This is a genomic window from Chromobacterium violaceum ATCC 12472 (assembly GCF_000007705.1).
Lineage (GTDB): Bacteria > Pseudomonadota > Gammaproteobacteria > Burkholderiales > Chromobacteriaceae > Chromobacterium > Chromobacterium violaceum.
This window is the reverse complement of record NC_005085.1, coordinates 3,171,951-3,195,517: the sequence shown is the minus strand read 5'-3', so window position 1 is coordinate 3,195,517 and position 23,567 is coordinate 3,171,951. Positions and strand designations below refer to the sequence as shown.

20 protein-coding genes and 1 tRNA gene are annotated in these 23,567 nt (G+C 65.5%); 9 read left to right on the top strand and 12 right to left on the bottom strand.

The features are described from left to right. Positions 1–11 precede the first annotated feature (11 nt). Complete coding sequence (gene lptF / locus CV_RS14265; RefSeq protein WP_011136462.1) at positions 12–1,118, bottom strand: LPS export ABC transporter permease LptF; 1,107 nt, start codon at positions 1,116–1,118, stop codon at positions 12–14. Between the two features lie 195 nt (positions 1,119–1,313). Between lptF and CV_RS14260 the strand changes: the two genes are divergently transcribed. Genes CV_RS14260 through CV_RS14245 form a run of 4 tightly spaced genes read left to right on the top strand, consistent with a single transcriptional unit; the run spans position 1,314 to position 6,531 of the window. Next, positions 1,314–2,879: a leucyl aminopeptidase gene (locus CV_RS14260; RefSeq protein WP_011136461.1), complete on the top strand. Its 1,566-nt coding sequence runs from the start codon at positions 1,314–1,316 to the stop codon at positions 2,877–2,879. After that, complete coding sequence (locus CV_RS14255; protein WP_011136460.1) at positions 2,866–3,291, top strand: DNA polymerase III subunit chi; 426 nt, start codon at positions 2,866–2,868, stop codon at positions 3,289–3,291. Before CV_RS14260 ends, CV_RS14255 begins: the two co-directional genes overlap by 14 nt. Next, positions 3,288–5,990 (top strand): hypothetical protein, encoded by a 2,703-nt coding sequence (locus CV_RS14250; RefSeq protein WP_011136459.1) that lies wholly within the window; start codon positions 3,288–3,290, stop codon positions 5,988–5,990. The genes CV_RS14255 and CV_RS14250 overlap by 4 nt, the downstream gene beginning before the upstream one ends. Continuing rightward, positions 5,983–6,531, top strand: coding sequence for a cob(I)yrinic acid a,c-diamide adenosyltransferase (locus CV_RS14245; protein WP_011136458.1), 549 nt, complete (start codon positions 5,983–5,985; stop codon positions 6,529–6,531). Before CV_RS14250 ends, CV_RS14245 begins: the two co-directional genes overlap by 8 nt. Positions 6,532–7,196: 665 nt before the next feature. On the opposite strand, the gene CV_RS23625 is transcribed toward CV_RS14245, so the two are convergent. Both CV_RS23625 and CV_RS14240 read right to left on the bottom strand, forming a co-directional pair. Continuing rightward, entirely contained in the window at positions 7,197–7,949 is a 753-nt protein-coding gene (locus CV_RS23625; RefSeq protein WP_147296156.1) for a hypothetical protein, read from the bottom strand. A gap of 411 nt (positions 7,950–8,360) precedes the next feature. Next, positions 8,361–8,436: transfer RNA gene (locus CV_RS14240), tRNA-Thr, on the bottom strand. Between the two features lie 49 nt (positions 8,437–8,485). Between CV_RS14240 and CV_RS23620 the strand changes: the two genes are divergently transcribed. Next, positions 8,486–8,944, top strand: a complete 459-nt coding sequence (locus CV_RS23620; protein WP_011136455.1) for a hypothetical protein — start codon at positions 8,486–8,488, stop codon at positions 8,942–8,944. A 133-nt stretch (positions 8,945–9,077) separates the two neighbouring features. Next, positions 9,078–10,685, top strand: coding sequence for a methyl-accepting chemotaxis protein (locus CV_RS14230; protein WP_011136454.1), 1,608 nt, complete (start codon positions 9,078–9,080; stop codon positions 10,683–10,685). A gap of 225 nt (positions 10,686–10,910) precedes the next feature. Here the strand turns inward: CV_RS14230 and CV_RS14225 are convergent, their stop codons facing one another. The 4 genes from CV_RS14225 to CV_RS14210 all read right to left on the bottom strand — a co-directional run bounded on the left by CV_RS14225 (position 10,911) and on the right by CV_RS14210 (position 15,571). Next, positions 10,911–12,152 carry a hypothetical protein gene (locus tag CV_RS14225; protein WP_147296155.1) on the bottom strand — a complete coding sequence of 414 codons (1,242 nt, stop codon included), beginning with the start codon at positions 12,150–12,152 and terminating at the stop codon, positions 10,911–10,913. Between the two features lie 267 nt (positions 12,153–12,419). Next, complete coding sequence (nudC, locus tag CV_RS14220; protein WP_011136452.1) at positions 12,420–13,217, bottom strand: NAD(+) diphosphatase; 798 nt, start codon at positions 13,215–13,217, stop codon at positions 12,420–12,422. A gap of 25 nt (positions 13,218–13,242) precedes the next feature. Next, on the bottom strand, positions 13,243–14,376 hold the full coding sequence (locus CV_RS14215) for a YbdK family carboxylate-amine ligase (protein WP_011136451.1): 1,134 nt from the start codon (positions 14,374–14,376) through the stop codon (positions 13,243–13,245). Further along, on the bottom strand, positions 14,369–15,571 hold the full coding sequence (locus CV_RS14210; RefSeq protein ID WP_011136450.1) for a cation:proton antiporter: 1,203 nt from the start codon (positions 15,569–15,571) through the stop codon (positions 14,369–14,371). The genes CV_RS14215 and CV_RS14210 overlap by 8 nt, the downstream gene beginning before the upstream one ends. Before the next feature lie 93 nt (positions 15,572–15,664). Here CV_RS14210 and CV_RS14205 point away from each other — a divergent pair, with 93 nt between their 5' ends. Beyond that, positions 15,665–16,465 (top strand): zinc-dependent peptidase, encoded by an 801-nt coding sequence (locus tag CV_RS14205; RefSeq protein WP_227590045.1) that lies wholly within the window; start codon positions 15,665–15,667, stop codon positions 16,463–16,465. Here CV_RS14205 and CV_RS14200 read toward each other — a convergent pair. Beyond that, entirely contained in the window at positions 16,453–17,766 is a 1,314-nt protein-coding gene (locus tag CV_RS14200) for an MFS transporter (RefSeq protein WP_011136448.1), read from the bottom strand. The two genes, CV_RS14205 and CV_RS14200, sit on opposite strands and share 13 nt — an antisense overlap. 195 nt (positions 17,767–17,961) lie before the next feature. Between CV_RS14200 and CV_RS14195 the strand changes: the two genes are divergently transcribed. Then, positions 17,962–18,255: a hypothetical protein gene (locus CV_RS14195; protein WP_011136447.1), complete on the top strand. Its 294-nt coding sequence runs from the start codon at positions 17,962–17,964 to the stop codon at positions 18,253–18,255. A 3-nt stretch (positions 18,256–18,258) separates the two neighbouring features. Here the strand turns inward: CV_RS14195 and CV_RS14190 are convergent, their stop codons facing one another. The 4 genes from CV_RS14190 to CV_RS14175 form a co-directional block, all read right to left on the bottom strand. Further along, positions 18,259–19,104 (bottom strand): carbohydrate ABC transporter permease, encoded by an 846-nt coding sequence (locus tag CV_RS14190; RefSeq protein WP_011136446.1) that lies wholly within the window; start codon positions 19,102–19,104, stop codon positions 18,259–18,261. 7 nt (positions 19,105–19,111) lie between these two features. After that, the gene (locus CV_RS14185) at positions 19,112–19,981 is read right to left on the bottom strand and encodes a carbohydrate ABC transporter permease (protein ID WP_011136445.1); all 870 of its coding nucleotides are present in this window, start codon (positions 19,979–19,981) and stop codon (positions 19,112–19,114) included. A gap of 67 nt (positions 19,982–20,048) precedes the next feature. Then, positions 20,049–21,305, bottom strand: coding sequence for an ABC transporter substrate-binding protein (locus CV_RS14180; protein ID WP_011136444.1), 1,257 nt, complete (start codon positions 21,303–21,305; stop codon positions 20,049–20,051). Positions 21,306–21,317: 12 nt separating this feature from the next. Beyond that, positions 21,318–22,196, bottom strand: a complete 879-nt coding sequence (locus tag CV_RS14175) for a BadF/BadG/BcrA/BcrD ATPase family protein (protein ID WP_043598082.1) — start codon at positions 22,194–22,196, stop codon at positions 21,318–21,320. 157 nt (positions 22,197–22,353) lie between these two features. Here CV_RS14175 and CV_RS14170 point away from each other — a divergent pair, with 157 nt between their 5' ends. Next, positions 22,354–23,565, top strand: coding sequence for an ROK family transcriptional regulator (locus CV_RS14170; RefSeq protein ID WP_011136442.1), 1,212 nt, complete (start codon positions 22,354–22,356; stop codon positions 23,563–23,565). Positions 23,566–23,567 lie beyond the last annotated feature (2 nt).

Here is a 23,567-nt window from a genome sequence, read left to right as displayed (position 1 = left end):
GGAGTGGGCGCTTAGCTTTTCTTGCCGAACATCAGACGCAGCGATTGGGAGAACGGCGCCTGCGGGTGATCGCGGTGCTTGAGCAGCAGCAGCGCCGCCAGCAGCAGCAGAACGTGAACCAGCGCCACCGCCCATACCCCCACCTTGTCCTGGCCGACCCAGTTGCGGGTCAAGGTCAGGCCATTCTGGTAGACGAAGAAGGCCAGCAGCGCGAACAGCAGATTGTAGGTATGGCCGCTGCGGGGGTTGTAATAGGACAGGGGCAGGGCGAGCAGGGCCAGCAGGATGCAGCTGATGGGCATGGACAGCCGCCAGGCCAGTTCCGCGCGGTATTCCGGGTTGCCGCTGCCGGCGAGCAGCACGCTGGTGGGAATCGACTGGCGGTTGCTGGCCGGTCCGGTGACGGCCTGGCTGTCGCCGAGGCTGGCGGTATAACGCTTGAATTCGCCGATCTGGTAATCGGCCTGGCCAGGCTCGCCGACGTAACGTTTGCCGTCCTCCAGCACCAGCACGCGCTCGCCGTCCGGCTTGATCGAAATATAACCGTGCTTGGCGAAAATGGTGCTCACTTTGCCGTCGGTCATGTCCTGCATGAAGATATTGGTGGCGGCGCTGTGCAAGCCCGAATAATTTTCAATGAAATACACTTTGCTGGATGACGCCGATTCTTTGAACACGCCAGGCGATATCGCGGAGATCTCTTCGCGGCGCTTGATGATTTCGGCGTAATCCTGGCTGCGCTGGTCCGCCCAGGGGCCCACGAACAAAGTCACGCCCGCGATCAGGATGGCCAGCGGCAACGTGAAGCGCATGATGGGCCAGACCCAGTCGCGCAGCGACAGGCCGGCCGACAGCCAGACCACCATCTCGTGGTCGCGCCAGGTGCGGGTGAGCACCACCAGCACGCTGACGAACACGGTCAGGATCATCAGTACCGGGAAAAATCCCAATGTCCAGAAACCGATCAGAGCGGTGACCGCCTCGTTGGCGATCTGCCCCTCGGCCGCGCGTCCCAGCAGATTGATCGCCTGCGTGGAAACAATGATGGCGAGAAGCACGACGAATACGCCCAGCGCGGTTAAAGTCAATTCCCGTGTCAGGCTTTTTTGAAAAACCATTTATTCAGTGCCTTTTTGACTTTTTGTGAAAAGCATTGTGATAATTCGATGAGACAATTCTGAATCGCCAATTCCGGCAAATTTGGACTAATACAACAATCCTGCGTTCACCGGCGGCCTAGCCGTCCGTCTTCCCCGAGCTTAGACGGCCGTCATGAGGTGGAGCAACGACACTCGTTCTACAGCGGAGTACCTATGGAATTTAACATAAAAAGCGGCAGCCCGGAGAAGCAGCGCGTCGCCTGCGTGATCGTCGGCGTTTATGAATCGCGCAAGCTTACCTTCGCCGCGGATCTGCTCGATCGCATCTCCAACGGCTTCATCAGCGACGTGATCCGCCACGGCGACATGGAGGGCAAGCTGGGCAGCACGCTGGTGCTGCATTCGGTGCCGCACACGCTGTGCGACCGGGTGATGCTGGTCGGCCTGGGCAAGGAGCGGGATTTCCGCGCCAAGGAATACCGGGAAGCCGTGCGCGCCTCGGTCAAGGCGCTGACCCAGACCTCGGCCAGCGAGGCCGTCAGCTACCTGTCCGAACTGACCGTCAAGAAGCATGACGTGGAATGGATGATCGAGCAGGCCACCGTAGTGACGCTGGACGCGTTGTACCGCTTCGACCGCTTCAAGAGCAAACAGGACGAGTCCGTGCGCGAGCCGCGCAAGCTCACGCTGGCGGTGCCGCGCCGCAGCGATCTGGCCGATGGGGAGAAGGGGCTGCAACGCGGCCTGGCCATCGGCAACGGCATGAAGCTGGCCAAGGATCTGGGCAACCTGCCAGGCAATGTCTGCACGCCGAGCTACCTGGGCGAGGAGGCGCGCAAGGTCGCCGAAACCTTCGGCGCAGAAGCCGAGATCCTGGGCCCGCGCGAAATCGCCGAGCTGGGCATGCATTCCTTCCTGTCGGTGGCCAAGGGCAGCGCGGAAGAGGCCCGCCTGATCGTGCTCAAGCACCACGGCGCCAAGGACAAGAACGACAAGCCCATCGTGCTGGTGGGCAAGGGCATCACTTTTGATTCCGGCGGCATTTCGCTGAAGCCCGGCGAAGGCATGGACGAGATGAAGTACGACATGTGCGGCGCCGCCACCGTGCTGGGCGCGTTCCGCGCCGCGGTGGAGATGAATCTGCCGCTGAACGTGATCGCCATCGTGCCGACCTGCGAAAACATGCCGAACGGCAACGCGGTGAAGCCGGGCGACATCGTCACCTCCATGTCCGGGCAGACCATCGAAATCCTCAACACCGACGCCGAGGGCCGCCTGATACTGTGCGATGCGCTGACCTATGCCGAGCGCTTCAGCCCGGCCACCGTGATCGATGTCGCCACGCTGACCGGCGCCTGCGTGATCGCGCTGGGCCATATCGCCACCGGCCTGTACAGCAACCAGGACAGCCTGGCGCGCGAGCTGCTGGCCGCCGGGGAAGAAGTGGCCGACCGCGCCTGGCACATGCCGATGTGGGACGAGTACCAGGAGATGCTGAAGAGCCCGTTCGCCGACATGGCCAATATCGGCGGCCGTCCGGGCGGCAGCGTCACCGCGGCCTGCTTCCTGTCCCGCTTCGCCAAGGCCTACGACTGGGCGCACCTGGACATCGCCGGCACCGCCTGGAAGGGCGGCAAGGACAAGGGCGCCACCGCGCGTCCGGTGCCGCTCCTGGTGCAGTTCCTGCAAGACCGCGCCGACATCGCGCTGGGCAACGTGGTGCGCCGCGGCCGTCCGCGCCGCGAGGCGCCCGAAGTGGCAGACGATGAGCAGGATTGATTTTTATACCAATGTCGCCGACCCGCAGGCTTTTGCCTGCAGGTTGGCCGATACCGTGCAGCGCAAGAAGGAAAGGTTGCTGATCTGGCTGGACAGTGAGCGCAGCGTCGAGGTGTTCAGCAACCGCTTGTGGAGTTTCGGCGATACCCGCTTCGTGCCGCATTGCCGGCTTGGCGCCCCGGAGGCGGCCGAGACGCCGGTTTGGCTGGCCGCCAGCCTGCCCGACGATCTGTCCCATCCGGTATTGCTGAATCTGGGGCCGCAGTTGCCCTTTGAATTCGGCAGGTTTGAGCGCATTCTTGAAATAGTGGGACGCGACCCCGAGTCGCTGGCCACCGCCCGCGAGCGCTTCCGTGCCTACCGTGAGCACGGCTGCGAAATCGAACATCACGACATGAGTCAAACGCCATGACTGAGTCGCCGAAAGCCAACGAGCCCGACTGGAGCGGCCTCAACCTGCCGGTCCTGACCGAAGTGGTGGACGAGCAGGCCGTTCCGACATTGGCCGAGGAAGCGCCGCCGGCAGAGGTGCCCGAGTTCGACTTTTCCTCCGAACTGGACTTGCTGGCGGCCGAGCTGGACGAGGGCGAGACCGAGCTGGAAATTCCCGAGCTGACACTGGACGAGTTGCTGGAGGCGCCTACGCCCGCGGAGCCCGCCGGCGGCCTGGATTTCAGCAATCTGCCCTCGCTCGAGCTGGCAGACGCGGATGGATCGGTGGACGGCGAGGGGCTGGATTTCGTATTGGAGCCCAAGGCAGAGGCGGCTGTCCAGGATGCGGACGGTTTGGCCGCCTTGATGGCCCGGGCCGACCTGCATCCGGCCGTTTCCGAGTCGGAGCCGCTTGAGCCGGCGGCGGAAACGCCGTCCGAGCCGGAGATGCCAGAGGCGGTCAGCTGGAACGATGTCGTGGCCGCGGCCAGCGAACTGCAGGCCGATTCGCTTCCGGCCCTGGACAGCGATGCGCAGGCGGCGGCGCCTGCCGGATTGCCCGAGCCGGAGGGCGTGTCCGAGGCCGCGCCGCCCCCGGTCGAGATGGGACCCGCCTTGTCACCCGCCGAGCCCGGCGGCGCTGACCTGCCCCCCGAACCGCCCGTTTCGGCTGCCCAGGCGAGCGGCGCTGCCGGAGCGGAGTCGGAGCGGGAAGAGGCGGCGCCGTTCACTTCCATTTCCATAGACAGCTTGCCGAGCGGCGTGCTGGGCGGCGGCGTAGGCCGCGAGCCGGCCCCGCCCAGCGGCCTGGAGTGGCTGTCCGAACTGCCTTCGCAGCAGGCCGAGCCTCCCAAGCCCTCCATCAAGGACATGATAGCCGAGGCGGAGCGCGTGCTGGCCGAGGAGCGCGCCAAGCAGGCAGCCGCCAATCTGGCCGCTGTGGAAGCGTTTGGCACGCGTCCGGCAGAGCCGCCTCCTGCCGCTCCAGAGCCGGCGGCTGCGCCGGCGTCGGAAGAAATCCAGCCGCTTGCCGAGACCGCGGTCAGCGGTTTTGACGAAGCTTCCCCGGTTGCAGAGGCGCCTGTCGGACCGGCAGCGGAGACGGCGCAGGTTCCTGAGCCGGAATCGTTGCCGGATTTCGCCGCTGCGGCGGAGCTGGAAGCGCCGGCCAGCATCGACTCTGCCGAGATCGAGCTGCCGGATGGGCATGGCGAAGCGCCAGCCGAACGAATGGAGGCCATGTCGGAGACAGCGCCCGAGACAGGGCCGCGAGAGCCGGAGGCCGAGACCGGTCCGATGGCGGAAGAGGCGGAACCGGCGATTGTCCTGGACTGGCCTGCGTTGATCGAGCGGGATGTGGAGGCGCAGCCGGCTTCGCTGACGGAAGCCGCGCCCGCTGCCGAGCCGGAGAGGCAGGACGGCGCGCCTCCGCCATTCCCGCCTGAAGCGGGGGATGCATCGCTGCCGGAGTCGGCAGAGGACGCCAGCGCGCCTGCCTGTGAATCGGAACCGGTTGCCGCGTTCGACTCGATCGATGGCGGCGCAGTTGAGGCTGATGGCGCCATGAATGGCGAGCCATCGGTATTGGAGGATGCTGCGGAGTCTGCGCCTGCGCGCTTGCCGGAGCGGCTTGAACCGCTGCAGCCTGAGCCGTCGGCGTGCGGAGCGCAAGAGCAGGCTTTGCTGTTGGATGAGGCCGCGCCGGCAGAGACGCGGGAACCGGATCCGGCGGCGGCGCCGCAAGGCGACGAATTGCCGTCGCTGGAAGAAGAGGCGGAGCCGGCGGCCGGGGAGGACGCGGCGCCGGCATTCGGGCAGGCGGACGCGCTCCTCGAAGGAGAGGAAGACGCGGCGGCATTGCCAGATGCGGCGTTCGATTCTGAACGCGAGCCCGCAATGGCGCCGGAGGCGCTGGCCGGATTGGCGGCGGAGCCGCATGCGGCCGAAATCGAGCCGTTCGATGCCTTGCCGGAACATGATCAGCCGGACGAGTCCGTCGAGGAAAGGCCCGAGGCGGCATTCGCGCCGCCGGAGCCGGACTTCGATGCGGCGTTCGAGGGCCATCAGGCCGAGGAACCGCAGGCTGGCGAAGCGTTGCCTGCGGAGGCGCTTTCTGCGTCCATCCCGGTTCTGCCGGTGGCGGAAGCGGCTGTGCCGGACATTCAGCCTGAGCCCGAGGCCAAGCCTCTGGTCGAGGAGGATGCGGTATCCACCTTGTACGAGGCGGTGCCGCAGCCGGCGCCGCTGGAGGACGAGGACATGCCGGCTTTGTCCGGTCTGCTGGGCCGGGGCCTGGCCGCGCCCGCGGTGTCGACTCCGTTGGCTGAGCCGGTCGCGGAGCCGTCGGCGTCAGTCGATTCCGCCGCCGAAGTGTCGGTGCTCAAGGTGGCGGCCATGACCTCAGCCGCGGCCGCGGGAGCCTCCAGGCAGTCGCCCCAAGGGCTGGACGAGCAGGCGCTGTTCGATTCTCTGTACGAGCAGATGCTGCCCAGGATGAAGGTGGAGTTGTCGCTGTGGCTGCAGGATGCGATCGAGGTGCAGGCCAAGCAGATGTTGTCCGGGATGATGCACCAGTTGAAAGAGGACTATGAAATGTTGTTCGGCGACGCGCTGAAGGAGAGCCTGCGCCAGGCGCTGAGCGATGCCGGGCGCAGGGATGGGGAGGGCGGGCATGAGTGATCGCTTGTCCTCCATCGTCACCCGCACCGGAGACGACGGCGCCACCGGACTGGGCGACGGCAGCCGCGTCGCCAAGGACAGCGTCCGCATCCAGGCGCTGGGGGATGTCGACGAGCTCAATTCGGTGATTGGCGTGTTGCTGGCGGAAACGCTGCCGCCGCCGATCGCGGAATGGCTGGCGGAAGTGCAGCATGACCTGTTCGACTTGGGGTCCGAACTGGCGGTGCCGGGCTACCAGGCCATCGCGGATGGCCACGTTCAGGCGCTGGAGGCCCTGGTGTCCTTCATGAACGAAGAGCTGGGGCCGCTGAAGGAGTTCATTCTGCCGGGCGGGCTGCGCACGGCGGCGCTGGCCCACCAGGCCCGCTCCGTCTGCCGCCGCGCCGAGCGGGCGGTGGTGGCGCTCGCGCGCGAAGAGAATGTGTCTCCGGCCCTGCGCCGCTACCTGAACCGCCTGTCGGATTTCCTGTTCGTGCTGGCCCGCTATCTGAACCGCGAAGGCGGCGTGCCGGACGTGTTGTGGCAGGCTAGGCGGCGCTGAGCGCAGGGCCTGGCGCGCAGCGGGGCGGCGTGAGCCGCCCTTTTTCTCGCGCCGCCGAACGCGAGGCGGACTCCTCTTTCCGCCTGCTTGCGGAACGCATGGGCCGCCAGGCCGCTCGCCGGGTCCAGCGGGCGCCCTTGCTGCGGCTGGCATTCCAGTTTCGAGCCCTTGGCCGGCCGCTTCGCCAGTTCAGTGTCCGGCTGCCATTTGCTATGGCCGAGGCCGCCCAGATCCTACATATTGGCCGGCTGCGTGTTTTGGGGCGCTGAATGGGAATGGTCTGAATATGCGATTGATCCGGATGGACTGTTGCAGCCTTTTTGGCGATGCGAGTCTTTTCCGTGCCTGTTCTTTATCGGTGTTTGCCCTTTTGATCGGCCCGGCCTTGAGGCCGGGCCTTTTTTCGGAAGATTCCCAATGACGAGAAGTTTGAGCGCATCTGCTGCCATGCTGCGGCGGTATTTCGCGAGTATGGCGCGAACTTGATGCGTCATGGCTGCTCTCGGTGTTTTTGTGGCCGACCTCGGACCCATCTTGTCTGTGATGGGCTTGGTATCGATGTTTGGCTTTGAATCAAGCCAGTTGTAGAGCCTGAATTGAGCGCTGGAGGTCGTGCGGTATTTTTGCCAGCGAATTGCGCCGTGGCCTGGCCTGGATGAATTCCTTCATGGTTTCAATAAAATGCTTGCGCTATGCGATTGTTGCCATAGTTCTGGATTGTTGCAATTTATAAAATACTTGATATGGATGCATCGTTCTGCTTGAAGCTGTCTCAGGCAGGCATTGGGTATGGATAATTTCAAAGAATTTGATTCGGGCATGGGCTCGGTTTTCAGGGCGTGGATTTCAGATTCCCACTGCGAGCCGGGGCTGGTTAAGACTAGCTGTACCGGCGTCCCTGATTTTATTTCACCGTTGGCGATGGTAATGAATAAGTCCGGTGTCGAGTGCACGCTAAGTTCCAATTGCTCTGCTGCATTTTTCGAAATACCTTTCGTTTTCAGTATCTTGGGTGCGGCTAGGCTTGGAGGTTGCAACAGGTTTACATAACAAGGGGTTTTGATCTGTCCTCCTCCGCATAGGCTGAAAGTTTTGACTTTTATTCGATAAAGTCCGGGTTTGCGTGGTAGGTCTGCTATAGTCAGAGAGCCTGCGTAGTTCATTTTCCCATGCACGGTTTCCGGGTCGGCGCATTCCGTCATTTTATATCCTTTGACCCATGTGGATTCGAGCACCCAATCGTGGTCTACTATTTTTTCTATCCATACGTCGGCTTTTATGCCGCTGGCGCAGTAATCCGGGACGCCCCAGTGTATTGTTAGGCTTTCTCCTGTATTAATCTCCGTTGTTCCGCCAAGTGCCATGGCACGAGTATCCTTTGTCCAGATAGGGTGCATTCCAGTGTCGATTGTTGGCATATCGCGAAATCCGATCAAAATGAGTATGCCGATTCTTATTTAAGCCATAAAAGGTCAATTGAGGATTTTAATTTAATCCGAATTATCTTATGCCTGGTGTGGAGCTTGATGAGCTGTCAGGCTAGCTGTTTCCGGCGTCTGACAACTGGTAGTGAGGGGGAGAGGGTCGATTTAGGGCTGATTGCAGGCAGTGGGCGGCGCGCTTGGCACGTTGATATCGCCGCCATTTCGGTTTTGTACGCTAAGCTTGGCCTATCGCACAGGAAAAAAATGCCTCGCCTGGCTGTTGGCGATGACGGCAATTGATATGCGGCGCGCGAGGGGGCGAATAGCCAGATCAAAAGCAAGGATGAATGAAATGGAGATCAGGAAAAGACTAAGGGCCTTGTATCGCTACAAGGCCCTTGGAATTGGTGCCGGCGGCAGGAATCGAACTCGCGACCCCCTGATTACAAGTCAGGTGCTCTACCAACTGAGCTACACCGGCGAAGAGAGACGCATTATGCCCGGCTGTTTATTGCTTGGCAAGAGGCCTAATGCTTTTTCTTGTGCTTGTGATGCGGCTTGGCGGTTGTCTTCTTATTTTTATGGGCCTTGTGCTTGTGGGCCTTGGCCGGTTTGTGGGCTTTCTTCTTGGCGTGATGCTTGGCCTGGCCTTTTTTCAGATGCTTGCCGCCGGCCTGCGCGCGCTTGTTTTTGGAAGCATGCTTGGATTTCGCGTGATGCGGTTTGGCGGCATGTTTTTTGGCGTGGGCCTTGCCGGATTTGGCGTGCGGGGCCTTGGCTTTGCCCTCCGCATGGGCGGCAGGCTTGGAAGCGTGGCTGGGCGCGGCTTTGGCGCGGGGCTGGTGCAGCGGCTTGGCGGCCGGCGCGGGCTGGAAGTCGCCGGGCAGCGGCTGGTCTTCCGGCTCTGCGTGGCTCAGGGGGCTGGCGATGGCCAGGCCGATGGCGATGAACGGGCTTATCAGCTTGATCAGGTTCATTGTTTTATCTGATTCGTTGGAGGGGAACCGCTGATCGGAATCGTGGCGGTATTTGCCTATATTAGCATGAGTGCGGGGCGCGGCCAGGAACCGGCCGCGATCAAAACCGCTTGATCAAGGATGTACTGGATCAGGAGTGATGGCCATGAAGCTTTCCACCCGCCTGGGCATTCTGGTATTGAACGCGGGCCTGGGCCTGGTCGTATTGGCGGGCGTCGCCTTGTACAGCCTGCATGATTCGCAGTTGGAGGACCGCCGCTCGCAGATCCGCATCCTGCTGACGCTTGCTGGACAGCAGGTTTCGCATTTCCAGAAGCTGGAGCAGTCCGGCAAGCTGTCCCGGCCGGAGGCGCAACGGCGCGCGATAGAGGCGATGAGCAGCCTGCGCGACAAGGGCAGCTACGTTTTCGCCCGGGGCAGCGACAACCTGGTGCTGGTTCACCCGGACAAACGCAAGCTGGGCAAGAACGACCCCGGCGAAAAACTGCCGGACGGACGCACGCTGGTGCAGGCTTACGACGACGTGCTGCGCGACGCCGATTTCGGCTTTGTGCAAATCCGCACCCGCCGCCCCAATGGCGACGTGCCGCTGCCCAAGCTCAACGCGGTGATGCGCATCCATGGCTGGAACTGGACCATAGGCACCGGCGTGTTCCTGGATGATGTCGACCAGGTGTTCAACAGGCTGGCGCTGCGGCTGCTGCTGATCGGCGCGGCGGTGCTGGCGGTGGTGATCGCCATGACCTGGCTGGTGGCCCGTTCGATCTACGCGGTGATAGGCGGGGAGCCATACGACGCATCGCGCACGGCGCTGGACATCGCGGCCGGCGATTTGACCCTGAGCGTGAAGAGCGAAGGCCGCGGCAGCCTGATGGAGGCGATCGCGACGATGCAGGAGAGCCTGCGCGGCATGATACAAAGCCTGCAGCGCGGCGCGACGGACCTGGAGCGCGCGGTGGGCGGCCTGAGCGGCCAGGTGGAGCGCATCAACGACGCGGCGCACCAATCGCTGCTGGCGACCCAGGGCACGTCCCGCGAGATCGAATCCATGGCGGCCTGCAGCGACCAGGTGAGCGTTTGCGCGGGGGAGACGGAGAGCGATTCCCTGCGCTCCTGCCGCCTGGCGGGACAGGGAGAAAAACTGGTGATGCAGGCGGCGGACGAGATCCAGCTGGTATCCGGACAGATCGCCAGCGCCTCGACCCTGATAGGCGGCCTGGCCGACCGTTCCCGGGAAATAGACGGCATCGCCGGCGAGATCAAGGAAATCGCCGACCAGACCAATCTGCTGGCCCTGAACGCGGCGATTGAGGCGGCCCGGGCCGGCGAAAGCGGCCGCGGCTTCGCCGTGGTGGCGGACGAGGTGCGCAAGCTGGCGGAACGCAGCGCCCAGGCTACGGAAAGAATCGCCGGCATGGTCAAGCGCATCCAGGAGGACACCGGCTCCGTGGCGGACAGCATGAGCGAGGTGAGGCCGCTGGTGACGCGCGGGGTGGAAAGGGCGCAGGAAGCGGCGCAGGCGCTGCGCGAGATCAATCAAGGCGCCGAGCACACGCTGGAGCAGATACGCTCGATGGCGAAGGTGGCGACGGAACAGGCCGAGGCCGGGCATAGCGTCGCGTCCAACGTGGCGTCCATCACGCGGATGGTGGACGCGTCGCAGGCCTCAGTCACCGAAGTGAGCGGCAACGTCGAGGCCTTGTCGGCGCTGGCCCATCAGCTCAAGGATTCGGTGGCCAAGTTCCGCTTGTAGCCGCAAGCCGCCTTGTTCATGAGCGTGGGAGCCTTGGGTTTCCTGGCGGTCATTGCATGGGTCATGGGGGAGCGCTGTTGCATAAATCCTGGACAAGACGACTTCCCCCCTTGCCCCAAACAGATTGACGCCCTCTCTGGGAACCGACAGCCCCGCCAGGAGGCCCGGCCGGCATGGCCGATGCGCCGGATGCCAAGCCCGGCAGCTGGGTGAGCCTTGTCAGCGCTATTGTTTCTGCTTGGCGCCGCCGGCCGCGCGCGCTGCCTTCACCGCCAGGAAGCGCGAGAAGGCGTCGATGCGGGAGGCGTTGCTGCCGTCCCGGATGCCGGCGTCGCTCATCATGGCGTAGTAGGCGCTGGGCTGGAACAGGGCGGTGAACAGGTAGCCGCTGCGCAGGTAGTTGGTGTCCTTGCTGTTGCCGGCGCCGGTGGTGCCGTTGAGGCGGCCGGCGTAGTGGCGGTCGCCCAGGCGCATCACATCGAGGATGGTGTTGGCGATGGGCGCCCGCTGCGCGGCTTTCAGGCCGTAGCGTCCGCTTTGATACAGCCGGTACAGGCCTGCGCTGTCCAGGCTGCCGTGGCTGTTGTCCTCGCCGGCGGTGTCGGGCATGGCGTAGCCCCAGTCGTAAGCGGGACGGCCGGCTTTGTCGGTGTAGCGGGTGAGGCCGGACTGGAGGAACCAGTCCAGATTGGCTTGCAGGATCTGGTCGTAACGCTTGACGCGGGCCGGGTCGTCTTTCAGCAGCTCATGCGCCTGGGCCAGGTTGAGGAAGCCGTAGCCGAACATCATCTGCTGGTTCCACGGCACCGGCTCGCCGCCCTTGTAAGGGGCGTTAGCGGCGAAGTACATGCGGTTGCCGTCGGTCAGCTTGAGCAGCGATTTCAGGATGTGCTGGTCAACCGTCTTGTCGGCTTCGCTCAGATAGGTCTTGGCGCGCTGCAGATAGGTGGCGCCGAAATGGAAGGGGTCGCCGCCGGCCACTTTCTGGTTGTATACCGCGGTGGTTTTCAGTATCTGCCGGGCGCAGCTGCCCAGGTGGCCCACCGGGTCGCCTTGTTCGCCGCCGGTCTGGATCGGGCTGACGTCCGGCTTGTTCAGCCATATCGGATCGATGCGGTCGGTCCAGATCACTCGCTGGCCAGCTGGCGCCGGCAGGATGTCGTTGCGTTCCGACAGCAGCGCGTCGCAGAAGGACACCATCTTGTCCAGCAGGGGCTGGCTCGGCGCGATGTCGTAAACCAGGGCCATGGCTTTCAGGTTTTCGCCGCTGTGGCCTTGCGCCCATTCGTTGCCGACGTTGGAGGCGCCCGGTTGCAGTTCCTGAGCGAAATCGACGAAGGACTGGATCTCGTTGCGGGTGACGGGGCCGTCCAGGCTGTCCACGGTCATGGCGGCCGCCCGCGCGTCCGCGCAGGCAAGCGACAGGCTCAGCATCAAGGCGGGGCGCAGCAGGGCCATCTGTCTCATGATTGACTCTTTCATCCGGAAATGGAAAAGGCGAGCAGCGTTTTGCAATGCTTTCCTCGAGTAAATATTCTATTTGAATTTCCGGCATGGCGGGCGACGGGTTTGGCCTGGCGCATGAAAGACCGGGAAAGGCAACGCGCTGGTCGATGTCGGCGCTGGCTGTCGCCGAGGCCGGTCGCTGTTCTTGAGACGGCGCGCTGAAGCCTGATGGGGAGCGCCGGATGGGCAGGATGGGGCATCCCGCCTCTCCGGGCTGTGAGCATGGGCTTACGCTTCTAGGTCGCGGATTCTGTCGCAGGCATGCCGGATCAGGCGATGGGCGATGGAGATGGGCATCGGCAGCCCCGGCAGCGCGTCGATGTCGAACCAGCCCGCGTCCTCGATCTCTCCCTCCTGCGGGCGGATGTCGCCGCCGTCGTATTCGGCGATGAAGGCCAGCATCAGCGAGTGCGGAAAGGGCCAGGACTGGGAGAAGGCGTAACGCAGGTTCTTCACTTTCACGCCCACTTCCTCCCAGGTTTCGCGGTGCACGCATTCTTCCAGCGTTTCGCCGGGCTCGACGAAGCCGGCCAGCGCGCTGTACATGCCGGGCGCGAAGTGTGGGCTGCGGGCCAGCAGCAGTTCGCGGCCGCGGCGGACCAGCACCATCATGGCGGGGGAGATGCGCGGGTAGTACACCTGGCCGCAGCTGGGGCAGTGCCGGCCGAGCTGGTCGGCGCTGACGGCCAGCGGCGTGGCGCAATGGCCGCAGAAGCGGTGGCTGTGGAAGAACTGGCGCAGCTGGGCGGCGCGGGCGGCCGCTTGGACCTGGGCCATGGGCATGGCCAGCAGCGCCGGGCGCAGCGGCAGCCATTCTCCGGCCTGCGCCGGCATGTCGCCGACCAGGTCCGCCAGGAACAGGTTGCTGCCTTCGTGAATGCCGAGAAAGCGCTGGCCGGTCAACGCGCAGCCGGCCGGCGGCTGCGCCGGCAGCTGATTGTCCTGCAGCCACAGCAGGCTGCCGTTGAATACGCACCAGCGCTCGGGCAGTTCCGGCGCCGGTTGTTGCGGGAGTTCGAAAGGCATAAAGGGGCGATCCGATTGCAATCGCTCAGTTTACGCCGACTCCCGGCTCGGCGTACATCCAGTGCTCGCTCTGGCGGCGCACCACCTCGCTCAGCGAGCCGCTCTGCTCGAATATCTGGCGCAGCCAGCGGCTGTCGCTGTGGCATTTCAGCGCCCGCTGTCGCAGCGCGGCCAGCTGGTGCTGGCTGCCCAGCGCCTCGGCGTGCGGCTCCAGCGCGCGCAGCGTGTCCAGCAGGTCTTCCTGCAGACCCAGCTGGCTCTTGCTGCGGGCATCCACCATCACGCCGTCGAAGCCGAAGCGGCAGGCCTGGAAGCGGTTGTAGCTGTAGGTGAGGTAGGGCTCGGGGCAGATGTCGTTCCAGCTTTCCTCGAAGCAGCGTCGCGCCAGCATCTGGGCGTAGGCGGCCAGCAGCACCGGCGTTTCGACCGATAGCGGCGTGTCGCAGATGCGGATCTCCACGGTGCCGTATTCCGGCTTGGGGCGGATGTCCCAGTAAAAGTCCTTCATGCTGGCGACGATGCCCAGCGCTTCCATGCGCTCGAAATAGGCGTTGAACGCGTCCCAGCTGTCCACCACCGGCATGCAGCCCGACAGCGGGAAGGCGTTGACGCTGGTGAGGCGGGAGGTCTGGAACGAGGTGTCCACACCCTGGTAGAAGGGCGAGGACGCCGACAGCGCGATGAAGTGCGGGATGTAGCGGGCCAGGTAGTGGGTAAGCCGCACCGCCGCGTCGCCGTCCGGACAGCCGATGTGGATGTGCTGGCCGTAGACGGTGAATTGCTTGGCCAGATAGCCGTAAAGCTCGGATACCAGCTTGTAGCGCTCCTTGGGATAGATGCGCTGGTCCTCCCAGTGCTGGAACGGGTGGGCGCCGCCGCCCGCCAGGCCCAGGTTCAGCTTGTGCGCGCTGTCCACCAGCAATGTGCGGATGGCCAGCAGCTCGTCCAGCATCGCGTTGACGTCGCTGTGGACGGCGGTGCCGATCTCTATCATGCCCTGGGTGATCTCGGGCTTGATGTCATAGCCGTGCGGCTTGCGGTTGATCTGCAGCAGCAGGTCGTCGGAGCCGCGGGTGAGGTTGTAGTCGCGGCGGTTCAGTATCATCAGTTCCAGCTCCACGCCCAGGGTGAGCGGCTGGCTTTGGTTGAATTCAAGCATGGCTGGCTCCTGCGGTTTCGCCGGCCAGGCGCAGGGCTAGCCGGGTGAGGATGGGGGCGGCGATCTCGTTGATCAGCAGCGCGGCCATCAGCGCCGCGCTGAAGCTGGCGGCGGCTTCGCCCAGCGACACCATGCCCAGGCCCAGCAGCAGCGCGGAGCCGCTGTTCATCGGGCTGAGCGCCAGCCCCAGCCAGGCCCCCTGCCTGCGCGACAGGCCGTTGCCGCGCGCCGCCAGCCACCATACCAGCATGCCGATGCCGCCGCGCAGGATCAGGCACAGCAGCGCCAGCGGCCAGTGCGAGGCCAGCGCCTGCGGCGACAGGTGGGCGCCGGCGGAGACGAAGAAGGCGACGGTGAACACATGGCTCAGCGACAGGATGCCCGGTTCGCTGACGGTGTAGCCGTGGCGCAGGTTGCGGGTGCTCATGCCCGCCACCAGCAGCGCCATCAGCGCCAGCAGCTGCAGCATGTCGGCGGCGCCGACCAGGAGCGCGATCAAGCCGAACAGCAGCACGCGCTGCGCCTCGCGCTGATGGCCGCCCAGCCAGCGGTTGAGCTGGGTGGTGACCAGGCCGGCGACCAGGCCCAGCGCCACCGAGCCCAGGATCAGCCAGCCCGGCATCAGGATGCCGTCTTCCACGCTGTGGTCGGCGGAAAGATGGGTGTAGGACAGCGCCAGCGCGAAGCCCGCCATCGCCAGCAGGCTGGACAGCGCGGTGGCGGTCAGCAGCCGTTCGCTCACCTGGCCGTCGGCGCGGGACTCGCGCACGATCTCCAGCACCACGATGGGCGAGGTGGCGATGCCTAGCGCCGCCAGCATCAGGCTGGCCGGCGCGCCGAAGCCGCTGGCGTTCAGCAGCGCGAACAGCGCGGCGAACAGCAGCAGACAGTAGAACAGGGTGGTGGTGAGCAGCGTCTTCTCCACCCGCAGCCAGCGCAGGTCCACGCGGCGGCCGGCTTCGAACAGCGCGATGCCCAGGGCCAGCTGCACGAACAGCGAGGCCTCGTTCAATAATTCCTGATTGAGCAGGTTGAGGCTGTAGGGGCCGATGATCAGGCCGGTGACGATGTAGCCGGTGATGGCGGGCAGGCGCGCGACGCGCACCGCGATCTGGCCGCCTATCACGCCCAGCGCCAGCAGGATGCCGAACGCGGCCAGCGGATTCAGCATCAGATTGTGCCAGATGGGGGTCATGATGGTTTCTCCTCTATTGCGGGGGCGGGCATTGAATTGCCGCATGCCCGCCCTAAGGTATCAATGACTGACGCGATTCCGAGCCAAGAGTTCATGCTATTAGACTGGATGCGCCGCCTGGGCGGCAAACGGATACCGGCCGCCTTGCTGTCGCGGCTGCGGGACGAGGCTGCCGGCATGCCGTTGCTGGAAGGTTTGTCGACCGAAGAAACCGATCGTCTGGTCAGGCTGGCCGGCGAGCTGCTGCTGGCCAAGGCCGTCACGGGCCTGGAGGACATGGAGGTGGACGACGCCATGCGCTGCCGGCTGGCGCTGCAACTGGCGCTGCCGGGCATGAACCTGGGCATGCGCGCCTATGAAAACTGGCGCGAGGCCATACTGTACCCGGCGCCGTTCGTGGTGCGCAACCGCTGGCAGGACGGGATAGGCCTGACGCACGAAGGCGAGCAGGTGCTGATCGGGCAAGCTCACTACCAAGGCCCGCTGGTGTTTTCCTGGCCGGACGTCAACGAATCGCCGTTGCTGGACGGCTGGAACGTGGTGATCCACGAGGCCGCCCACCAGTTCGACATGCTGGACGGCCCGGCCAACGGCGCGCCGCCCCTGCACAAGGGCATGGACCGCGCCGCTTGGAGCCGGGCCTGGAACCAGGCTTACCGCCAGTTCTGCCGCGAAGTGGACCACGGGGTGGAGGGCTGGCTGGACCCGTACGCCAGCGAGAACCCCGGGGAGTTTTTCGCCGTGCTCAGCGAAGCTTTCTTCGAGATACCGCACCTGGCGCGGCGGGATTATCCCGAGCTGTACCGGCTGCTCAGCCAGTTCTATCGCCAGGACCCGGCGGCCAGGCTGCCGCCGGTGGACGAAGAGAGCGTGATGCCGGTTCAGCCTTCCTGAGCCAGCGCAGCCGAGCCGGTTTTCTTTCCGGCGAGCAGCAGGTAGCAGCCCACCAGCAGGCCGATCAGGCATTGCAGCATCAGGTAGTAGGCCGGCGCCAGCGCGTCGTATTTCAGCCAGATCGACAGCAGGATGGGCGTCAGGCCGCCGGCGAAGGCGTAGGCGACGTTGTAGGAGAAGGACAGGCCGGAAAAGCGCACCTGGGCCGGGAAGGCGCGCACCATCACCAGCGGCACCGCGCCGACGATGCCGACGCTGAAGCCCAGCAGCGGGTAAAGCGTGTACAGCTGGCCGCCGTGCGCGGCCATCGACGAATAGAAGGCGTAGCTGCTGGCGCCCAGCAGCAGGCTGCCGGCGATGAAAGTGGGGCCGCTGCCCAGACGGTCGCTGGACACGCCCGCCACCAGGCAGCCCAGCGTCAGCGCGACGATGGCCAGGCTGTTGGCGCGCAGCGTGTCCACCGCCGGCAGGCCGAACTGTTTTTGCAGATAAGCCGGCGCCATCAGGATGGCGACGACGATGGAGATGGCCAGGAACCAGGTGACGAACATCGACAGCGCGACGGCGGCCTTGTGCTTCTTCAGCACCGTTTTCAGCGGCAGCTCCTCGGACAGGGCCTTGCGCGCCTGCATCTCCGCGAACACCGGCGTCTCATGCAGCCATTGGCGCAGCTGCATCGCCACCAGGCCGAACACGCCGCCCACCAGGAAGGGCACGCGCCACGCCCAGTCGGCGATCTGCTGCGGGCTGAAGGCCAGGTTGATCGCGGTGGCGATCAGCGAGCCCAGCAGGATGCCTATGGTCAGGCCGGACGTGATCACGCTGCAGGCGAAGCCGGTGTGGCGGGCGGGCGCGTGCTCGGCGACGAACACCCAGGCGCCGGGCACCTCGCCGCCTATCGCCGCGCCCTGCAGGATGCGCATCGCCAACAGCAGCAGCGGGGCGGCGATGCCGATGTCGTGGTAGGTGGGCAGCATGCCCATGGCCAGCGTCGGCAGCGCCATCAGCACGATGCTGAGCGTGAACATGCGCTTGCGGCCCATCAGATCGCCGAAATGCGCCATCACGATGCCGCCCAGCGGCCGCGCCAGATAGCCGGCGGCGAAGATGCCGAAAGTCTGCAGCTGGCTCAGCCAGTCGGGCATCGAGGGCGGGAAGAACAGCTTGCCCAGCACCACGGCGAAAAACACGAAGATGATGAAGTCGTAGAACTCCAGCGCGCCGCCCAGCGCGGCGAGGAACAGCGTCTTGCAGTCCTGGCGGTTCAATGGACGGTGCGGTTCTAGGGAGCGGGTGCCCATGCGGCGATTTCCTTTGTCTTTGGTAGTTATCTATCGACCGTATGGTGGAGGAATGTCAGGTCGTGCCAATCAGATTAAATGACGGCGGCGGCGTCTGACAATAAGACGCGTTCGCGCCGCGGGGCCGGGCGCGCGGATGCCGCATGCCGACGGTGCTAGACTCGCACTGTCGCGCATCGAATCATGGAGGCCTCCATGCTGGAATTCATCGGCAGGGTGCTGCTGGGCGTGCTGGATTTCATTCTGGACCTTTACCTGGTCCGCGTGATCCGGGAAAGGAGAGGCCGCCCGCCGCGCCCGCTGGCGGAGGACGCCGCCAATCTGGCGGCATGGGAGTGGGTGATTCTTCCCGTCTGCGCGCTGGCGGCGTTCCTGGCCGGTTTCCTGATGTACGCGGCGGGCATTCCCTTGTTCCTGTGCATCGCGATACCCGGCCTGGCGATGCTGGTTTATTCGATCAGGCAGTTTTTCAAGCGCATGGACCTTTAACGCTCACTTCACCGCCCCGTCCATCCCGCGCATGAAATAGCGCTGGCAGAACACGAATACCGCCAGCACCGGCAGGATGGCGATCACCGCGCCGGCGGCGACCATGCGGGTGGAGGTGGCGAACGCGCCCTTCAGGTAGAGCACGCCGACCGACAGCGGATACAGCTCCGGCGTCTTCAGCACCACGCTGGGCCAGACGTAGACGTTCCACGACCATACCAGCGTGAAGATGCCCAGCGTGGCGAGATAGGGCAGGGACAGCGGCAGGCAGATGCGCAGGAACACCTGCCAGTCGCCGGCGCCGTCCATCCGCGCGGCGTCGACGATCTCGTCCGGTATTTCCTCGAACGCGTGCTTCATCAGGTAGATGCCGAAGGCGCCGGCGAGCGACGGCAGCACCACGCCCAGCCGGCTGTCGTCCAGGCCCAGCCGGCTGATGGTGACGTAGTTGCTGATGAAATTGATCTCGCTGGGCAGGAGCAGGGTGGCGATGATGGCGTAGAACACCGTCTGCCGGCCGCGGAAGCGCAGCTTGGCCAGCGGAAACGCCGCCAGGCTGGAAACCACCAGCGTGCCCAGCGTGGTCAGGCCGGAAATCCACAGCGAATTCCAGAAGAAGCGTCCCAGCGGGATGGCGTCCCACACCGCGGCGAAGTGCCGCCAGCCGGCGTCCTTCGGCCACAGCGGCGGCGGGAAATCGAACACCTGCTCGCCGTCGCCGACGGCGATGCCCAGTGTCCACAGGAAGGGATAGACGCAGGCGAAGGACAGCGCGAGCAGCAGCAGGTAGTCGGGCAGGCGGCGCAGCAGCTTGCGCGGCGCGGCGCGGTTCAGGGCGATGGCGGTCATGTCGTCCTCAGCGGTGGTCGGCGCGGATCAGCTTGAAATTCAGCCAGGCCAGCAGCAGGCAGACCAGGGTCAGCACCAGGCCGGCGGCGCTGCCGCGGCCGAAGTCCAGCTGGTTGAAGCCTTGATGGAAGGCGTAGTAGAGCGCGGTGTAGGTGGAGTTCATCGGCGCGCCGCGCGTCATCACCAGCACCTCCTCGAACGCCTTGATCGCGTCCAGCGTGGAGATCAGGCTGCAGAACAGGATGGTGGGCTTGAGCATGGGCAGGGTGATGCGCCAGAAGCGCTGCCAGGCACTGGCGCCGTCCAGCCGCGCGGCCTCCTGCATCTCGGCCGGAATCGACTGCAGCCCGGCGAGATACAGCACCATGTAATAGCCGATGCCGCGCCAGAAGGTGACGAACATCACCGAATACAGCGCCAGGTTCTCGTCGCTGAGAAAACCGACATCATGCTCCCGCGCCACCCATCCCAGCCAGTGCAGCGCGCCGTTGAGCACGCCGTAGTCGGCGTACATCCAGTTCCACATGATGCCCACCACCGACACCGTGGTGATCACCGGCAGATAGACGGCGGCGCGGAACCACTTGATGCCGGGCAGCGCCCGGTTCGCCAGCACCGCCAGCGCGATGCCGGCCAGCTGGATGGCAGGCACCACCAGCAGGTAGCGCAGCGAATTGCCGAGCGCCTGGATGAACACCGGGTCGTCCAGCAGGTAGCGGAAGTTGTCCAGGCCCACCCATTGCGGCGGCGAGACCAGGTCGTAGCGGGTGAAGGCGACGTAGCCGCCGAACAGCAGCGGCCAGAAGGTGAACGCGCCCATCAGCAGCAGGGCGGGTGACAGGAACAGCCAGGCGTTGCGGGTGGAGGTCGGCGTCATGCTTGGCCTGCGAAAGAAAAAGCGCCCCTGCCGGGAGACGCGGCGAGGGGCTGAGGAGGGAAGCGGCTTACTTCAACTGGCGGTTCCAGAAGGCGGCGGCGTCGTCCAGCGCCTTCTGCGCGTCCTTCTTGCCGGTGACGGCGGCCTCCACGTTGTCGACCAGGTTCTTTTTCAGGTCGCCGACATTGGGCACGCCGGTCAGCACCAGGGTGCGGATGCTGCGCGCCACCTTGGCGCCCTCGATGCGCGAGCTTTCTACCGCGCCGCCGCCGGCCGATGTCTTGACGAAGTAGCTGTCGGCCAGCGCCTGCCGGGTGGAGGGGAAGGTGGCCCCGGTCACCTTGGCGAAGGCCAGCTGCTGGGCGTCGCCGGTGAGGAATCTGGCGAACTTGACGGCCTCCTGCTGGGTGCGCGCCGGCAGGCCCTTGGATACCGACCAGCTGAACAGATAGCCGCCCTGGGCGATCTTGGTCGGTCCCAGCGGCGCCGGCTGCACCACGGTGGCGGCATAGATGTTGCGCGCGTCGCTCTGGGTGCGCTGGGCGGAGGTCGGCGCGGTTTCCATCATCGCCAGCCGGCCGCTGTTGTACAGCTTGATGCTGGCCTGGTAGTTGTCGTCGGCGAACAGACTGTCTCTGGCCAGCGCGCCGGCCTTGTAGGCGTCGGCGAACTTGCGGATCAGCGCGGCATGCCTGGGGCTGTTGAATACGGCTTTGCCGTTCTGGATCAGCGGCAGGCCCTGGCCCAGCATGATGCCGTCTATCTGGCCCAGTTGCGGCAGCAGGCCGGGCACGCCGGTCCTGGCCTTGACGATCTTGGCCAGGCGCAGCTCCTCGTCCAGGCTTGCGACCGGTTGTTTCGGGTCCAGGCCGGCTTTCTTGAACAGCTCGCCGTTGATCACCAGCACGTTGATGTTGTTGTACCAGGGCAGGCCGTACAGCTTGCCGCCGAAGCTGAGGTCGGCCAGCGCGTTGGGCAGATAAGCGGCCTGGTCCGCGCCCAGCGCCGCGTCCAGCGGGATCAGCGTGCCTTTCTGCGCGTATTTGAACAGACGCGGCACGTCGTGGTTGACCAGGGCCGGCGGCCGGCCGGCGGCGATGGCGGCGTTGAGCTTGGTTTCGAAGTTGTCGTTGAACACGTCCACCCATTGCACTTCCACATCAGGATGCTGCGCCTCGTAGGTTTTCTTGACGTTGGCGAAGTAGCCGTCGAAGGTGGGCTTCAGCGAATCGGTCCAGAATTCCAGCCGGACTTTTTCGGCATGGGCGGACAGGCTGCAGGCCAGCAGCGCGAGCGCGGCCAGCGCGGGGCGGAACGGTTTCATTGTCTTCTCCTGTTATCGTGTGCTCGGCCGCTGCAACAGCAGCAGCGCGCCCTGGGCGGAGTCGCCTTGCGGCGCGACCAGCCGCTGGCGGAAGCCCGGCGGCAGCCAGTCGCGCAGCGCCTGGCCCAGGCCGCCGCACAGCGCCACCGGCAGTTCGTCTTGCGGGTCCAGCGCGCGGGCGATGGCCCAGGCGTCCTCGCCGGCCTGGCGCAGCAAGGCGTCGGCCTCGGGGTCGACGCGGGCGGCGCTCAGCACCAGCGGCGCCAGCCGCGCGAACTGCGCCGGCGTGGCGCGGCCGTTCCAGGCCATCATCGCCTGCCAGTCGCCGCCGACGAAGTCCAGCACCGCGCGGGTCAGCGGGCTGTGGCTGTGCCGGCCGTCCAGCGCCATCTGGGTGAGCTGGGCGGCGCGCTGTCCCAGCCAAGCGCCGCTGGCTTCGTCGCCGCTGGGATAGCCCCAGCCGCCGGCTTCGCGGTGGCTGCCGTCGGGGTAGAGCGCCTCGCCTATGCTGCCGGTGCCCAGCGCGACGATGATGCCGGGTTGGCCGCCGTGCGCGCCGAGCAGGGTGGTGTAGCCGTCGGTGGCCAGGCTGAGGCGGGCGAAGCCTGGCGCCTGCGATTCGAATTCGCCAGCCCATTGCCGGTTGTGCACGCCGGATAGTCCGAGGCCTATCGCGCATGCGCTGGCCGGGGCGGCGGGCAGTCCTGCCTGTTGGAACGCGGCCTCCAGCGTCGAGAGCACGGCTTGCCACGATTTGGCGATGCCCTGGGACAGCGCCGAGGCGCCGCCTTCGGCCATGGCCAGAGGGGTGCCGTCGGACGCGTGCAGCCGGATGCGGGTGCCGGTGCCGCCGCCATCCACGCCTATCAGGTATCGGATGCTTGGATTCATCGTCTGCCGGGCCATCCGGCCCGCCTCGCTCGAATGATGACGTTTGGATTTCATGCAGTAAAGCATTCGAAATTTATTTCGTCAACTTGATTTATTTAAATGCAAGGAAATGACAACGGCTTGTGTGTGGCGGGGCGCGAAGTCATACTCCCGTCTCATGAGAAAAGCCCCCTCCAGCGCCGGGCCGAACATGGTGTCCGGTACCAATCTCGAGCACGCCCGCTCGCACAACCGCCGCGCGGTGCTGGAAACCGTGCGTTTGAACGGCCAGCTGACCCGGGCCGATCTGGCGCGCTTGACCGCGCTGACGCCGCAGACGGTGTCCAATATCGCCGCGGAACTGTTGGACGCCGGCATGCTGCTGGCGGGCGAGCCGCTGCGCGAGGGCGGCCGCGGCCAGCCGGCGATTCCGCTCAGCCTGAATCCGGATGGTGCCTACGCGGTCGGGATGCAACTGGATCACCAGATGCTGGTGGCGCTGGCGCTGGATCTGTCGGGCCAGGCGCGGTTCCGGCTGGAGCTGGCGGTGGACCGCCCGACGCCGGATGAGGCCTTGCCGCTGATCGCCGGCCTGCTGCAGCGCTTGAGGCAGGAGTCAGGCTTGGATTGGGGGCGCTTGCTGGGGCTGGGGCTGGTGATGCCGGGGCCGTTCGGGGTGGAGGGCATGACCTCGGTCGGGCCGACCACGCTGCCGGGATGGGAGGGCGTGGATTCGGCTTCGTTGACGCGCGCGCTGGGCTTGCCGGTGCTGCTGGAGAAGGATGCCACCGCCGCGGCGATAGGCGAGCGGCTGTACGGCACGGCCAGCACGCTGCGCAATTTCGTCTATCTGTTCGTCGGCGCGGGTTTGGGCGCAGGCCTGTTTCTGGACGGCCGCTTGTACACCGGCGGCCGGCGCAACGCCGGCGAGGTGGGACACATGATGGTGGTGCCGGACGGGCGGCCTTGCGATTGCGGCAACCGCGGCTGCCTGGAGCGCTATGTGTCGCTGCAGGCGCTGTACGAGGCGCTGGGCATCGCCGGCGGGCCGCTCGCCACGCCAGAGCACCTGGCGGGCCGCGGCATCGATGCCGCCGGCCAGCGCTGGCTGGATGCCGCCGCGGGGCCGCTGAGGCAGGCGATCAATATCCTGGAGTCTTTGCTGGACATCGACGCCGTGGTGTTGGGCGGGTTGCTGCCTCCGGCCTGGCAGGAGGCGCTGCTGGCGCGCTTGCACCCGCTGCCGCTGTCGGTGCGCAGCAGCAGCGGCGACAGGCTGAGGCTGGGCAGCGCCGGGCGCGACGTGGTGGCGCTGGGCGCGGCGGCCCTGCTGGTATTCGATGAATTCAACCCGCAATACGAGGTGTTGTTGAAGAACGGCCGGCGCTGAGC